The organism is Streptoverticillium olivoreticuli subsp. olivoreticuli, assembly GCF_003391135.1.
GTDB lineage: Bacteria > Actinomycetota > Actinomycetes > Streptomycetales > Streptomycetaceae > Streptomyces > Streptomyces blastmyceticus.
In genome coordinates this window covers 8,519,347-8,532,996 of sequence record NZ_CP031455.1, presented here as the reverse complement: position 1 = coordinate 8,532,996, position 13,650 = coordinate 8,519,347, and the positions used below count along the sequence as shown (strand labels likewise).

Annotated in this window: 11 protein-coding genes; 7 read left to right on the top strand and 4 right to left on the bottom strand. The window is 71.3% G+C overall.

Translation table 11 applies throughout. The features are described 5' to 3' along the window. Positions 1–34: 34 nt before the first annotated feature. Complete coding sequence (locus DXZ73_RS36490; protein ID WP_116215210.1) at positions 35–3,910, bottom strand: helix-turn-helix domain-containing protein; 3,876 nt, start codon at positions 3,908–3,910, stop codon at positions 35–37. A 227-nt stretch (positions 3,911–4,137) separates the two neighbouring features. On the opposite strand from DXZ73_RS36490, the gene DXZ73_RS36485 reads away from it, so the two are divergent. Next, entirely contained in the window at positions 4,138–5,757 is a 1,620-nt protein-coding gene (locus DXZ73_RS36485; protein ID WP_116215209.1) for a purple acid phosphatase family protein, read from the top strand. A gap of 59 nt (positions 5,758–5,816) precedes the next feature. Here DXZ73_RS36485 and DXZ73_RS36480 read toward each other — a convergent pair whose 3' ends face one another. After that, positions 5,817–6,356, bottom strand: coding sequence for a hypothetical protein (locus DXZ73_RS36480; RefSeq protein WP_116215207.1), 540 nt, complete (start codon positions 6,354–6,356; stop codon positions 5,817–5,819). A gap of 118 nt (positions 6,357–6,474) precedes the next feature. Between DXZ73_RS36480 and DXZ73_RS36475 the strand changes: the two genes are divergently transcribed. From DXZ73_RS36475 to DXZ73_RS39840, 4 genes are all read left to right on the top strand, one after another. After that, on the top strand, positions 6,475–6,984 hold the full coding sequence (locus DXZ73_RS36475) for an HAD domain-containing protein (RefSeq protein WP_205519304.1): 510 nt from the start codon (positions 6,475–6,477) through the stop codon (positions 6,982–6,984). A 142-nt stretch (positions 6,985–7,126) separates the two neighbouring features. Then, positions 7,127–8,449 carry a PD40 domain-containing protein gene (locus tag DXZ73_RS36470; protein ID WP_116215205.1) on the top strand — a complete coding sequence of 441 codons (1,323 nt, stop codon included), beginning with the start codon at positions 7,127–7,129 and terminating at the stop codon, positions 8,447–8,449. 49 nt (positions 8,450–8,498) lie between these two features. Continuing rightward, positions 8,499–8,624: a hypothetical protein gene (locus tag DXZ73_RS40195; protein ID WP_275898609.1), complete on the top strand. Its 126-nt coding sequence runs from the start codon at positions 8,499–8,501 to the stop codon at positions 8,622–8,624. Between the two features lie 122 nt (positions 8,625–8,746). Then, the gene (locus tag DXZ73_RS39840) at positions 8,747–8,980 is read left to right on the top strand and encodes a hypothetical protein (RefSeq protein WP_240351652.1); all 234 of its coding nucleotides are present in this window, start codon (positions 8,747–8,749) and stop codon (positions 8,978–8,980) included. A gap of 53 nt (positions 8,981–9,033) precedes the next feature. Here DXZ73_RS39840 and DXZ73_RS36460 read toward each other — a convergent pair whose 3' ends face one another. After that, a complete protein-coding gene (locus DXZ73_RS36460) occupies positions 9,034–9,531 on the bottom strand; it encodes a hypothetical protein (protein ID WP_116215203.1) in 498 nt (165 codons plus the stop codon). A 376-nt stretch (positions 9,532–9,907) separates the two neighbouring features. Between DXZ73_RS36460 and DXZ73_RS36455 the strand changes: the two genes are divergently transcribed. Further along, positions 9,908–11,569, top strand: a complete 1,662-nt coding sequence (locus DXZ73_RS36455; protein WP_116215202.1) for an ABC-F family ATP-binding cassette domain-containing protein — start codon at positions 9,908–9,910, stop codon at positions 11,567–11,569. Positions 11,570–11,611: 42 nt separating this feature from the next. Here DXZ73_RS36455 and DXZ73_RS36450 read toward each other — a convergent pair whose 3' ends face one another. Continuing rightward, positions 11,612–12,505 (bottom strand): glycoside hydrolase family 16 protein, encoded by an 894-nt coding sequence (locus tag DXZ73_RS36450; RefSeq protein WP_116215200.1) that lies wholly within the window; start codon positions 12,503–12,505, stop codon positions 11,612–11,614. A gap of 146 nt (positions 12,506–12,651) precedes the next feature. Between DXZ73_RS36450 and DXZ73_RS36445 the strand changes: the two genes are divergently transcribed. Then, positions 12,652–13,644, top strand: coding sequence for an STM4015 family protein (locus DXZ73_RS36445; protein WP_116215199.1), 993 nt, complete (start codon positions 12,652–12,654; stop codon positions 13,642–13,644). The last annotated feature ends 6 nt before the right edge of the window (positions 13,645–13,650 follow it).

Below are 13,650 nucleotides of genomic sequence, written 5' to 3'. Positions count from 1 at the left end.
ACCGTGCGGCCGTGCGCTTCCACCGGGGCCTCGGTCAGTGCGGCGGTGCGGCCGGGCACACGGGGGCGGACGTCTGGCCTCGGAGGTAGGAGGTCCGTTCGTTCTTGGTGAAGTCCCGGTGGAGAGCCCGGCAGATCCTCCTGCCGGCTTCGGTCGCGTCGGGCAGGTCCATGTCCCAGAGCCGCACGGTCCTGTCGCTGCCGGCGCCGGCGAGGGTCCTGCCGTCCGGGCCGAACGCCACGGAGGTCACGCGACCGGTGTGGCCGGTGAGGGTGTTGCGTGGCTTGCCCGTGGTCACGTTCCAGATCCGCACGGTCTCGTCTCCGCTGGTGGTGGCGAGGGTCTCGCCGTCGGGGCCGAACGCCACCGAGATCACCGGGCCCGTGTGGCCCGCGAGGATGTTGCGGGGCTTGCCCGTCGCCACATCCCAGATCCGCACGGTCTCGTCGTCGCTCCCGGTGGCAAGGGTCTTGCCGTCAGGGCTGAACGCGACCGAAGCCACGATGTCACTGTGACCGGTCAACGTGCTGCGAAGCTCCCCCGTGGCAACCTTCCACAGCCGCACCGTCCTGTCACCACTGGTCGTGGCGAGAGTACTGCCGTCAGGACTGAACGCCACCGAAGCCACGATGTCACTGTGACCGGTCAACGTGTTACGGAGCTCCCCCGTGGCCACACTCCACAGCCGCACCGTCCTGTCACCACTGGTCGTCGCGAGAATCCTGCCGTCAGGACTGAACGCCACCGAGGTCACGTGGTCGGTGTTGCCGGTGAGGACGCCTCGGAGTTCGCCGTCGGCCGTATTCCAGAGCCGTACGGTCTTGTCGAAGCTCCCGGTGGCAAGAGTCCTGCCGTCCGAGCTGAACGCCACCGAGGTGACGGTGTCGGTGTGGCCGGTAAGGGTGTTGCGGGGTTCGCCTTTGACCGCATCCCAGAACCGCACGGTCCTGTCCCCGCTGGTGGTGGCGAGAGTCCTGCCGTCAGGGCTGAACGCGACCGACGTCACCGTGCCGGTGTGACCGGTCAGCGTGATGCGGGGCTCACCGGCCGCCACATTCCAGAGCCGTACGCTTTTGTCGAAGCTGCCGGTGGCAAGGGTCTTACCGTCGGGGCTGAACGCGACCGACGCCACATGGTGGGTGTGGCCGGTGAGCACGCTGCGGGATTTACCCGTGGCCGTGTCCCAGAGCCGTACGGTCTTGTCGATGCTGCCGGTGGCGAGAGTTCTGCCGTCAGGGCCGAACGCGACCGACATCACCGTATCGGTGTGGCCGGTCAGCGTGTTACGGGGCTCACCGCCCGCCATGTCCCAGAGCCGTACGGATTTGTCGATGCTGCCGGTGGCGAGGCTCTTGCCGTCCGGGCTGAAGGCCACCGAGGTCACCGTATCGGTGTGTCCGGTAAGGGTGTTGCGGGGTTCGCCTTTGACCGCATCCCAAATCCGTACGCTCCTGTCCCCGCTCGCGGAGGCGAGGGTCTTTCCGTCAGGGCCGAACACCACCGAAGTCACGGCGCCGGTATGGCCGGTGAGGACGTGGCGGGGCTTCCCCGTGGTCATGTCCCAGAGCCGCACGGATTTGTCCGAGCCGCCTGTCGCGAGCGTCTTGCCATCGGGGCTGAACACCACCGCCGCCACCGTGTCCGCATGGCCGATGAGGGTGTCGCGCAGTTCACCACTGGTCGCGTCCCAGATCCGTACGGTCTTGTCTGAGCTGCCGGTGGCCAGGGTCCTGCCGTCCGGGCTGAACGCCACGGAATTCACCATGCCGGTATGGCCGGTCAGCGTCTTGCGGAGCTCGCCGCCTGCCGTGTTCCAGAGCCGTACGGTCTTGTCGAAGCTGCCGGTTGCGAGCGTCTTTCCGTCCGGGCTGTACGCCACCGACGCCACCGTGTCGGTATGGCCGGTGAGGCGGTGGCGAAGAGGGAGCGCGGCGGCTGCGTAGAGGCCGGCGGTGGCTTCGTCGGTGGGGCTGGTCCGGTGGGCCTGGATGGCCAGCAGTGAGGCGAGGTCGGGGTCGGAATCGATCAGGGCGCCGGACTGGGCGGCCAGTTGCCGGGACTGGGCCTCGTGTTGCGCGGTGATGGCGGTCTGCCGTTGCCGGAAGGCCATTCCCGTGGCGACCAGGGCGAGGGCCATGAGGACGGCGAGGCTGCCGACCAGTTGGCGCAGCCGCCGGGTGCGGCAACGCTCCTGTTTGCGTTCCGCGGCCTCGTGCCGGGTGCCGGTGTCGAGGAATGCCTGTGCGACGGGGCCCAGGGTGACGCGGCGTGCGGGGTCGGCGGCCCACTCGCGGGCGAGGGCCAGGCGGGTGCCCCGGTAGAGCAGGGCCGCGTCGCGGCCTTCGCGGTCCCATGCCTCGGCCGCGTCCAGGAGCGACTGCCGGGTGCGCAGCCCCGTGCGGTCCTCGTCGATCCATTCGCGCAGTCGGGGCCAGGCGCGCAGGAGGGCCTCGTGGGCCAGTTCCACGTGTTCTGCGTCCAGGGTCAACAGGCGGGCCCGGGCGAAGACGTCGAGGACCGCCGCGGCGGTCCTCGGTTCATGGGCGCGCCGCAGCAGCCTGTCGCGTTCCATGCGGTGGCTCGTCTCGCCGGTGTCGTCGACGCGGACGAGGTGGAGCAGCAGTTGGCGTGCCACGTTCCGCTGGTCGGGGAGCAGTGTGGTGTACGCGCGTTCCGCGGTGGCGGCGACGGCTCCCGAGATTCCGCCGGTCAGCTGGTAGCCGGCCACGGTCAGGGTGCTGTCCTCGCGGTGCTGCCAGGTGGTCAGGAGGGCGTGGGAGAGGAGCGGCAGGATGCCCGGGCGCGGGGTGTCGGGGGTGTTCTCGGTGGTGTTCGAGGTCAGGGTGGCGTCGCGGAGGAGGATTTCCGTGAGCCCTGGTTCGATGTCGAGTCCCGCTTCCTGGGCGGGTCCCGTGATGGCCGTCCGGAGTTGCGTCAGGTTCATGGGGCCCAGGGGGACGTGGCCGTTCTGCAGGGCGGAGACCAGCTCGGGATGGGCCAGGCACTGGCCGTAGAAGTCCGCGCGGACTCCCAGGACGACGAGTCCCGCCGGACGCTCGGGCCGGCCGTCCTCCTGGGTGCGGGAGGCCAGGGCGTGCAGTGCCTGGATGAAGGTGTGGCGTTCACGGGGGTCCTGGCAGAGGGTGAAGGTCTCCTCGAACTGGTCGATGACCAGCACCACCCGGGCTGCTTCGCGGGCCGTCCAGTGAGGGGGAGGTGAGGGTTCCGGGTTCGCGGCGGCGGACACCGTGGCGGCCAGGCGCCGCGCGGAACGGGCCAGGGCCCGGGAGAGGCCGGAGCGGGAGGCTCCCGTCGCCTCGGCGATCCTGGAAAGGAGCTGTTCGACCGGATGCTCTCCCGGGGTCAGCAGGATCACCGGCCACCGGCCGGACCCCGCGGCGGGGAGGACGCCGCGGGCGAGTGCCGGTATCAGCCCTGCTCGGAGCAGGGACGACTTTCCGGCGCCCGAAGGGGCGACGACCAGCAGGGGCCCGTCCTCCTCCAGCCGCTCCGTCAGCTTGGCCAGCAAGTGGGCGGTGGCCTGGGCCCGTCCGAAGAACCAGCGGGCGTCGTCGGGGCGGTAGGCGGCCAGCCCTCGGTACGGGCACACGCCGCTCGCGTGGGTCTCCGGGTCGGCGCGCGCGTCGGACCTGGCTCCCGGAAGCAGTTCCTCCAGCACGCCGCCGGTGTCCAACGCCCGGTCGCAGGCCCGGGCCAGATCGAGTGTCAGGGGTTTCTCGCCGTTCTCCACCTTGCTCAGGTGGCCCTTGCTGTAGAACGCCCTGCGCGACAGGGCGGCCAGCGAGATGCCTTGTTCCTGGCGTAATCGGCGCAGTTCGCGGGCCGCGTCGACGGGTTCCGTCTCCTGGTCCTCAGCCTCGGGGGCAGCGCCGGTGTTCTCCTCGCGCATGGATGCGGAACCCCCTCCCCTCGGCTCACTGTTCCACCCGGTGCGGGCGGGCTCAAGAGCGTCTTCGGCCGTGTGCGATCCGTCCCGGCGCCATGGGCCTCCGTCCTCTCCGCGGTCGCGCCCGGGCGAGTCGCACCCCGTGGCTTCGGTCATAGGTGGATCAGCGAGTGATCACTTACAGTGCGGTGCTCTGGAGCATCAACTCCCCACAGTGAAAAGGGTGTTTCATGGCGATCTCGCGCAGATCCGTACTCAAGGGCTCATCGGCCGTGGCGGCCGTCTCGGTCGTCGGGGCCGCCGGGGAGGCGACCGCCGCGCCGAATGCCGGGCAGGCATCCGCCGGGCCGCTGCTGCAATCCAAGCCGCACCGGCTGGGGGCGCCCAGCGTGCTGGGCATACACCTGCAGTTCGGTTCGGACCCCTCGTCCGAGATGACCGTCTCCTGGATCACCCCGCAGTCGGTGCGACGCCCGCAGGTGCGGCTGGGCTCGCCCGACGGAGGGCACGGCCGGGTGATCGACGCCGAGACGAAGACGTACCGGGACGGCCTGGCGAAGGAGGAGGTGTACGTCCACCACGCCCGGATCACCGGCCTCCGCCCGGCGACCACGTATCTGTACGCGGCCGGGCACGACGGGGCGAGCCCGGAGACCGGTTCGTTCACCACGGCGCCGCGCGGCCGCAGCGCGTTCACCTTCACCAGTTTCGGCGACCAGGCGACACCCAACCTGCGGCGGGTGATCCACCTTCCGGACGGCGTCCCCTCCCCCGTCAACCGTTTCCCGCTGCACACCAGCAGCCAGGTCGGCTCGCCGGCTTCCGCGGACATCGTCTCCGCCGTGGAGCGGGTCGGCCCGCTGTTCAATCTGATCAACGGCGACCTCTGCTACGCGGCGATCGCCGGTGCGTGGGGGATGAGCCGGACGGCGACGTGGGCGGACTGGTTCATCAACAACAGCCGCTCCACCCGGCTGCGCCCCTGGATGCCGTGCGCCGGCAACCACGAGAACGAGAAGGACAACGGTCCCATCGGCGCCGCCGGCTACCAGACGTACTTCGCGCTGCCGGAGTCGGCCGCCTCCTCGGACGAGGAGACCCGGGGCATGTGGTACGCGTTCACCGTCGGCGCGGTCCGCTTCATCAGTCTCGCCAACGACGACGTGGCGCTCCAGGACGGCGGGGACACCTATGTGCACGGCTACTCCGGAGGTGCCCAGCGGCGCTGGCTGGAGCGCGAGTTGAAGGCGGCCCGGTCGGACCGCGGCATCGACTGGATCGTGGTGTGCATGCACCAGCCGATGATCTCCAGCACCAGGTCGGCGGGCAGCGACCTGGGGGTGCGCGAGGCGTGGGGTCCGCTGTTCGACCAGTACGGTGTCGACCTGGTGGTCAGCGGGCACGAGCACCACTACGAGCGGTCGCACCCGGTGCGCGGCACCCTCCCGAACGACGCCCGCACCCCGGTTCCCGTCTCCACCCGGACCGATGTGATCGACACGGGCAAGGGCACCGTCCACATGATCATCGGTGGTGGCGGGAACATCGCCACCACTCAGGACGACCTCTTCGACACCCCCAAGGCCCGGGTCCTCGTCGGGCTGAGCGACAAGACGACGCCCTCGGGACACAAGGAGCCCGTCTGGATCTCCGAGGACGCGCCGTGGGCGGCCGTCCAGGACCGCAAGTACACCCACGGGTTCGCCGCATTCGACGTCGACCCGGGCGACCGGCGCGGCGGCCGGACCTCGATGCGGGTCACGTACTACACCTTCGACGGCCCTCATGGCGATCTGACGCCGGTGGACACCTTCACCCTGGAGCGCTCCCGCTCCGACGCGCGCTCCTGAGCCGCGGAGGAACGGTCCGCGGCGCCGGGTTCCCTCCATGGGCCCGGCGCCCCGGACGGTCAGAGCCAGCTGACCCGAGCGCTGCTGACCGGATCATCACCGGGCGCCACCGCGAGCTCCCCCGCGTGGACGCCGTCGAGCAGGCGGCCGACGGCGTCCATGATCTGCGGTACGGCCGCGTGGAGGTCGGCCGGATCCGTCGGCGCGATCTCCTCCGGGGACAGCCCGATCTCCTCCAGCAGGCCGGTGACATCGGAGAGTTTCCCGGTCAGCCAGTGCACGGGGTCGGCGGACAGCTCCTTGACGAACACCCTCGAACCCGGATTCCAGCCCCGGAAATTCGGGTGGTGGTGGGTGCGGTCGAAACTCCCGGGGGCGGAGTCCACCGACTCCAGCAGATCGACGCGCCAGAGCGGCCTGTCGATCGCGATGGGCCGTGCGGAGTAGATGTCCCCCTTCAACTCCCCGCGTTCGAGGAGCCGAAGCTCCAGACGGACCCCGCGCTCGGGGCTCTCCTGCCCTGGCTCCGGGTCGGGATCGACGAAATAGAGGTCGCTCACCACGACGCCGATGCGCTCGAAGCCGAATGCGTACAACACGGCGACACCATCCTGAAGGTCGGTTGCTCCTGTCACACGGATCCAGCATGCCCGCGACGGCGGCCGGCGGTGAACCCCGCGATGCCGCGGCGGCCCGCCCGGCCGCTACGGTGCAGTGGTGATCAGCTCTGCACAGCACCCCCTCCTCTTCCTCGACGTCGACGGACCGCTCATCCCGTTCGGGGCGACGCCGCAACAGCTTCCCGGCGGGTATCCCACGTACGGGACGGGCCCCGAGGACGCGAATCCGTTGCTGGCCAGGATCAACCCCGCGTACGGCCCCCGATTGACAGCGCTCCCGTGCGATCTGGTGTGGGCCACGACGTGGATGTCGGAGGCGAACGAGTGCGTCGCGCCACGGCTCGGTCTGCCCGAGCTGCCGGTGGTGGTCTGGCCGGAGCCGTCCGACGAGGACGAGCGGGGCGGGCTGCACTGGAAGACCCGGGCTCTCCTCGCCTGGGCGGACGGCCGCCCCTTCGCCTGGGTCGACGACGAGATCACCGAGGCCGACCGGGCCTGGGTGGCGGCGCACCACCCGGGACGGGCCCTTCTCCATCACGTCGATCCCCGGCAGGGCCTCACGGACGCGGATTTCATCGCTCTGGACGAGTGGCTGCGCGCGGGGTGACCCCCGGCCGGGGCCGCGGCGCGCGCCGTGTCCGACAACTGCCTTATCCGCGGCGGAGGCTGCTCTTCCCCATTGACCGGGGCCGGTCGCGCGGCTTGGCTGCGTTCCTGACCTTTCGTGTCCCGTCCCAGAGGGGGGAACCATGCGTTGTCTCGCACGAGCCGCCATGCTGGTCACCGCGTTGAGTGCCTGCGCGGCGGTCACCGTGCCGGTGGCTTCCGGCGCCGAGCACCAACGGCCGCGTACGGAACGGGTGAGCGTGACCGCCGGCGGCGCCCAGGCCAACGGCGAGTCGTACACCGCCGGCATCAGCGCCGACGGCCGCTACGCCACCTTCAGATCCCGGGCCACCGATCTGACGCCCGGTACCCATGACGGCGTCAACCTGTTTATCAAGGACTTACGGACCGGCGCGGTCGAACAGGCCAACGTCGCGAGCGACGGCACCCCGGCCGACGACTCCTCGTTCGACATCGCGCTCAACGCCGACGGGCGGTACGCCGTCTTCGAGTCGAGGGCCGACAACCTGTCCCCTGACAAGCGCCCCGGGGACACCGATCTCTTCGTCCGTGACCGCAGGACGGGGCGGACCGAGCTCCTCCTGGAGAACAAGAACCAGCAGCAGGGCACGTCGTACGAACCGGCCATCAGCGCCGACGGCCGGTTCGTCGCCTTCTCCTCCGACCGGACCGATCTCGTTCCCGGGCCGAGCACCGATCCGGTGGCCGTCTACGTACGGGACCGCTGGAAGGGCACCACGCAGCGGGTGAGCGTCCGGTCGGACGGCAGCCAGGCGGGTACTCGCTCCGCGGCGCCGGTCATCAGCGCCGACGGCAGCAAGGTCGGGTTCCTGTCGCTCGGCGGCCTGGACGAGGCCAAGCAGGCCGAGGCAGGTCCGGGGCTGACCAAGCCGCGGCTGAGCACCTTCTACGTCCACGACATGCGCACCGGCCGGACCGAGCTCGCCGCCCGGCAGCTCGACGGCCGCAGTGCCGGGGCGACCGACATCGGTCTCAGCCCCGACGGGCGCTACGCGCTCTTCTCCACCCGCAATTCCGACGTCGTACCGGGCAAGACCACGCACACGTCGGACGTCTACGCCCGGGATCTGCTGACCGGCACCACCCGGCGCCTGAGCCTCGCCCACGACGGGGCCGAGGCCCAGGGCGAGTCCCGTGGCCCGGTCATGAGCGCCGACGACCGGAAGGTGTTCTTCACCTCCACCGCCACCAACCTGGTCCCCGGCGGAAGTGACGGCCACTCGGCCGTCTACGCCAGGGACCTGCTGACCGGCTCCGTCGAGCGGCTCGACGTCGCGGACAACGGGACCCCGGCCAACGGCGATTCGTACGGGGTGGCGGTCGACTTCTTCGGCCGTACGGCGGTGTTCACCAGCGCCGCCGACAATCTCGTCCCCGACGACACGGACAAGGTCGTCGACGTGTTCCTGCGCCGCCTCACGTGACCTGCGCGGGGCCTGATACGCACCGGCGTCGCCGGCATAGGGTCCCGCCATGAGCGACCACTATGTGCCGCACGCCTTCTCCCACATCGACACGCACCACGACCCGGTACGGCTGGTCGACGCGCTCCACCGCTTGCAGGGCGAGCCGTTCTTCGTCTCGTACAAGCAGCGCTAACGCGACCTGCTGCGGGCCCGGCCCGGGCGGCGGTTCCTCGACGTCGGGGCCGGGACCGGGAACGCCGCGCGCGAACTCGCCGCCGAAACCGGTGCCGAGGTCGTCGCCTGCGGCGGGTGGCCGTGGCCGACAGCCACCGACTGCCCTTCGCCGACGCATCGTTCGACGGCACGATGGGCATCCGCGACTGGGCCGGTGTCTTCGCCGACCGCGGCCACCTCGACCGCTCCGAGGCGCACCGCTTCGACACCCTCGTCGACGACGCGATCCGAGCCGGCCGGTTCCTCTATGCCGTCACGTACTTCCTCACCTCCGCCACCCTGCCGCCGGCGGACCGGGGGGACGATCCCCGCTGACGTACGGGGAGACGTTTCACTCCGTCCCCTCCCCCTGCGGCACCGCGTATTGCTCACCGGGGCGGAGGCGCGCCCGGTCCGGGTTCGACGTCGAGGTAGCGGCGGCGGCGCGGTCCCTGGTATTCGAGGGCTTCCCAGCCGAGTCCGCGCAGGACGTCGGCGCAGCGCCGGAGTTCGGTGTGCTGCTGGTACTGGGCGCCGCTTCCGGGTGGGCCCAGCCATTCGACGCGGGCGGCGGTGGGCGGGGTGCCTGTGGTGACGTGGTAGCCGGTCGCGGTCCGTTGGCCGTCGGGGGCGACGGCCGAGGGCGGGATGCCGGCGGCCTCCAGGCTGAGGGCGACGGCGCGGACCGGCCGACGGCACTCCCACGCGGCGGGTACCGCGAGGGGGTCGGCGGCCTCGCTGTTCATCAGCCGCCGGATCTGCAGCAGCCCGTCGAACGCGGCTCGCACCGCCGCCTCGCGCGCTCGCGCGGACGAGGCGGCGGGAGCGTGGGCGCCGGTCGCCGCCTCGAAGACCGCGGGGCCGTGGGTGCCGGGATCAGCCGCCATCAGGTCACCGCCGGCACGCGGAGGACCGGGATCGCTTCCTCGTCCATGCGTCCATGGTCCCACCCACCCGGGCGGGGACGGAAATTCGGTCGCACCGGCGTGAGCGGTCGCGTTACAGTGCCAGGGTCCTGTCGTCTCCGATAGAGGTGGACGTTGCGCATCTGAGGTTCGCGATCATCACGCGGTACGGCTTCGTCCGTACGCCCGTCACGCCGCCGTCGGCTTTCCCGGCGCCCGTGACCCCGCGTGGATGCGACCTCGGTGCATGAGCCGTCCCTCGTTCTCCGGAGGACCGCACCCCTCTTTCGGCCTGGTCGCCGCGTGGTGCTCGCACACAAAGCCCCCGATCCACTGCGCTTGCGACTGCGAGAAAACCATGACCCACACCGTCACACCCGGCGCCTCCCTGACCTGCTCCGCCCTTTCCTTCCGGTGGCCGGACGGCACGGCCGTCCTCGACGGGCTCTCCCTCGGCATCGGCCGGGGCCGTACCGGCCTCGTCGGGGCCAACGGCACGGGCAAGTCCACCCTGCTGCGGCTGCTGGCCGGACAGCTGCGCCCCTCGCAGGGGTCGGTGACCGTCGGCGGCAGCCTCGCCCACCTTCCGCAGAACGTCACCCTCGACACCGCGCTGCGCGTCGACCAGGCTCTGGGCATCGCCGGACGCCGCGCCGCGCTGCGCGCCATCGAGGCCGGAGATGTGCGCGAGGAGCACTTCGGCACGGTCGGCGACGACTGGGACGTCGAGGAGCGGGCGCTGGCGACGCTCGGCTCGCTCGGGCTCGGCGGCGTCGAACTGGACCGCACCGTGGGGCAGATGTCCGGCGGGGAGACCGTTCTGCTGCGGCTGGCGGCACTGCTCCTGGAGCGTCCTGACGTCCTGCTGCTCGACGAACCGACCAACAACCTCGACCTGTTCGCGCGCCGTCGGCTCTACGAGGCCGTCGACTCCTGGCGCTCCGGTGTGCTGGTCGTGGTGAGCCACGACCGTGACCTGCTGGAGCGTGTGGACCGCATCGCCGAGCTGCGGTCCGGATCGGTGAGCTGGTACGGAGGCGGCTGGTCCGCGTACCAGGAGGCATTGGCCGCGCAGCAGGAGGCGGCCGGGCGGATGCTGCGCGCCGCCGAGGCGGACGTGCAGCGGCAGAAGCGCGAGCTGGAGGAGACCCGGATCAAGCTGGCCCGCCGCCAACGGCACAGCAAGAAGATGGACGCCCAGCGGCGGGCCCCGAGAATCGTCGCAGGCGAACGCAAGCGGTCCGCACAGGAGTCGGCGGACAAGCTCCGCGGCTTGCAGGAGGACCGTCTCGACGCGGCGCGCGAGCGGCGGGAGGCCGCGGCGGACGCGATCCGCGACGACACCGAGATCCGGGTGAGCCTCCCCCACACCGCCGTGCCCGCGGGCCGCGCCGTCCTGAGTCTGGACGGGCTGCGCCCGCGGTTCGGCAGGCTGCGCAAGGGGAACCTGCGGGTGCACGGGCCCGAACGCATCGCGCTGGTCGGGCGCAACGGAGCTGGCAAGACCACGCTGCTGCGCACCCTCGCCGGGGAGCTCGCGCCGCTGTCCGGCGAGGCCAGGACGTACGTGCCGCTGCGGTTCCTTCCGCAGCGCCTGGACGTGCTGGACGAGGAGCTGAGCGTCGCGGCGAACGTGACCCGGTCGGCCCCCGGCGTCACCGACAACCACGTCCGCGCCCAGCTCGCGAGGTTCCTGTTCAAGGGATCACGCGCCGAACAGCCGGCGGGCACTCTGTCGGGCGGCGAACGCTTCCGGGCCGCCCTGGCGGCGACAATGCTCGCCGCACCGGCCCCGCAACTGCTGATGCTGGACGAGCCGACCAACAACCTGGACGTGGCCAGTGTGCGGCAGCTGACGAGTGCTCTCGCTTCCTACGAGGGCGCGCTCCTGATCGCCGGCCACGACCTGCCCTTCCTCGAATCGGTCGGCATCACCCGCTGGCTGCTCGTCGCGGAGGAGCTCCAGGAGACCACCGCCGAAGACGTCCGCGACCTGCTGGAGGCGTCGGAAGCGAACTGAGCGCCCGCGGGGCCGGGCCGCGACGGCCCCGCACCGTCGCGGTCATGACGGCGCGTAGGCCCGTACGTAGTCCACCGTCATCGTCGCCGGGAACGCCGTGGTGGCGTCCGGTGGGCCGGGCCAGTCGCCGCCCACCGCGAGGTTGAGCAGCAGGAAGAAGGGGTGGTCGAAGATCCATTCCTTGCCCTGGGCGTCGGCCGGGGTGCGGGTCTGGTAGGTGTGGCCGTCCACGGAGAAGGCGAGTCCGCCGGGCTGCCAGTCGACGGCGAAGACGTGGAAGTCGTCCGAGAAGGGCCGCCCGTCCGGGAGGCGGTAGTCCTTGGTGAGGCCGTGTTCGCCGGAGTAGCCGGGGCCATGGGCGGAGCCCCAGACGGTGTCGGCCTCCTTGGCCCCCACCTGCTCCATGATGTCTATCTCGCCGCACTTGGGGTCCTGGCAGGGGTGGTCCCCCTGGTCGTCGCCGAGCATCCAGAAGGCCGGCCACAGCCCCGGTCCGGCGGGCACCTTGATGCGTGCCTCGAAGCGGCCGTAGCGCTGGGCGAAGGTCCCGCGGGTGATGAGCCGGGCCGAGGTGATGTCGCAGGGGCCGACGGCGCAGCGCGTGCCCGGCGCGGGCGCGCGGCGGGCGGTGATGTTCAGGTTGCCCTTGCCGTCGAGCGAGGCGTTGTCGGGGCGGTCGGTGTAGTTCTCCCATTCGTGGTTGCCCCAGCCGTCCGCGCCCGTGTCGTGCACCCACTTCGCCGGATCGGGCCGGCTCCCGGCGGGTCCGGTGAACTCGTCCGACCACACCAGGCGCAGACCGGGGGTGGTCGCCGTGGTCGCCGGACTCGACGGCGCGTGAGAGGCCGGGGGGCCGCCGCACGCCGTCAGGGTCAGGGCCAGGGCGGCCAGGGCGAGTGCCCAGTGGCGGGGGCGGCGCCGGTGAGTCGGGAGCATGCGGGGCCTTGTCGTTCGTCGGGACGCGTACAGGGAGGGTACGAGGCCACCGGCGTGCGCCCCCACCCCGGCGTTGTCAGTGCCGCTTGGTACAACTGCCTGGCACATCGAGCGAGCGACGGCACCGTACCGAGGAGCAGGCAGGCATGGCCATTTACGAACACTTGCGGGAGCTGCACGGCTTGCCCGCGTTCTCCTTCCCCTTCCCGGGCACCGATGACCCGGACACCGACGGCCCGGACGCCGAGGAGAAGCATCCCGAGCTGCCCGCACCGGAGTCCGTGGCCTGGCGCGTCGCGGTGGACGCGTACGAGAGCGAGGAGCCGTGGCAGGACGCCTTCGCGCGGTTCCTCCGGGCCGTGGACACGACGCGGGTGCGGGCGCTGATCGTGGGCGCGTGGAGCGAGCCGTACGAGACGGGGCCCGACGCCGTGATCGAGGCGCTGCTGGCGGCGCGCGACCGGCTGCCCGCGCTGCGTGCCCTGTTCCTGGGCGACATGGTGTCGGAGGAGTGCGAGATCTCCTGGATCACGCAGGGGTGCGTGACTCCGCTCCTCGACGGCTTCCCCGAGCTGGAGGAGTTCGGGGTCCGCGGGGGCAGCGGCCTCGTCTTCCCCGCCGTCCGGCACGAGCGGCTGCGTTCCCTCACGGTGGAGACCGGCGGTCTGCCCGTCGAGGCGGTGCGCGGCATCGCGGCGAGTGAACTGCCCGCTCTGGAGCGCCTCGACCTGTGGCTGGGCACGTCCGAGTACGGCGGTGACGCGGCCGTCGCGGACCTCGAACCGTTCCTCGCCGGGGACCGGCTGCCGCGCGTGCGGCATCTGGCGCTGCGCAACAGCGAGATCCAGGACGCGGTCGCGGCGGCGCTGGCCTCCGCTCCGGTCGTGGCGCGCCTGGAGGTCCTCGACCTCTCGATGGGTGTGCTGACCGACGAGGGCGCGCAGGCGCTCCTGGCGGGCCGGCCGCTCACCCACCTGAAGAAGCTCGACCTGCACCACCACTACATGAGCGATGCGCTGTGCACCCGCATACGGGAGGCTCTGCAGCCGGCCGGTGTGGAGCTCGATCTCGACGCGGACGACGCCGAGGTGTACGAGGACGACGACACGGTCTGGCGCTACATCTCCGTGAGCGAATAGCGAAGG

Excerpts from the sequence above, each read along its gene's own strand:
- DXZ73_RS36460 (WP_116215203.1), bottom strand. The coding sequence starts at position 9,531 with ATGGCGGCTGATCCCGGCACCCACGGCCCCGCGGTCTTCGAGGCGGCG.
- DXZ73_RS36450 (WP_116215200.1), bottom strand. The coding sequence starts at position 12,505 with ATGCTCCCGACTCACCGGCGCCGCCCCCGCCACTGGGCACTCGCCCTG.
- DXZ73_RS36445 (WP_116215199.1), top strand. The coding sequence starts at position 12,652 with ATGGCCATTTACGAACACTTGCGGGAGCTGCACGGCTTGCCCGCGTTC.
- DXZ73_RS36485 (WP_116215209.1), top strand. The coding sequence starts at position 4,138 with ATGGCGATCTCGCGCAGATCCGTACTCAAGGGCTCATCGGCCGTGGCG.
- DXZ73_RS36470 (WP_116215205.1), top strand. The coding sequence starts at position 7,127 with ATGCGTTGTCTCGCACGAGCCGCCATGCTGGTCACCGCGTTGAGTGCC.
- DXZ73_RS36455 (WP_116215202.1), top strand. The coding sequence starts at position 9,908 with ATGACCCACACCGTCACACCCGGCGCCTCCCTGACCTGCTCCGCCCTT.
- DXZ73_RS36490 (WP_116215210.1), bottom strand. The coding sequence starts at position 3,910 with ATGCGCGAGGAGAACACCGGCGCTGCCCCCGAGGCTGAGGACCAGGAG.
- DXZ73_RS40195 (WP_275898609.1), top strand. The coding sequence starts at position 8,499 with ATGAGCGACCACTATGTGCCGCACGCCTTCTCCCACATCGACACGCAC.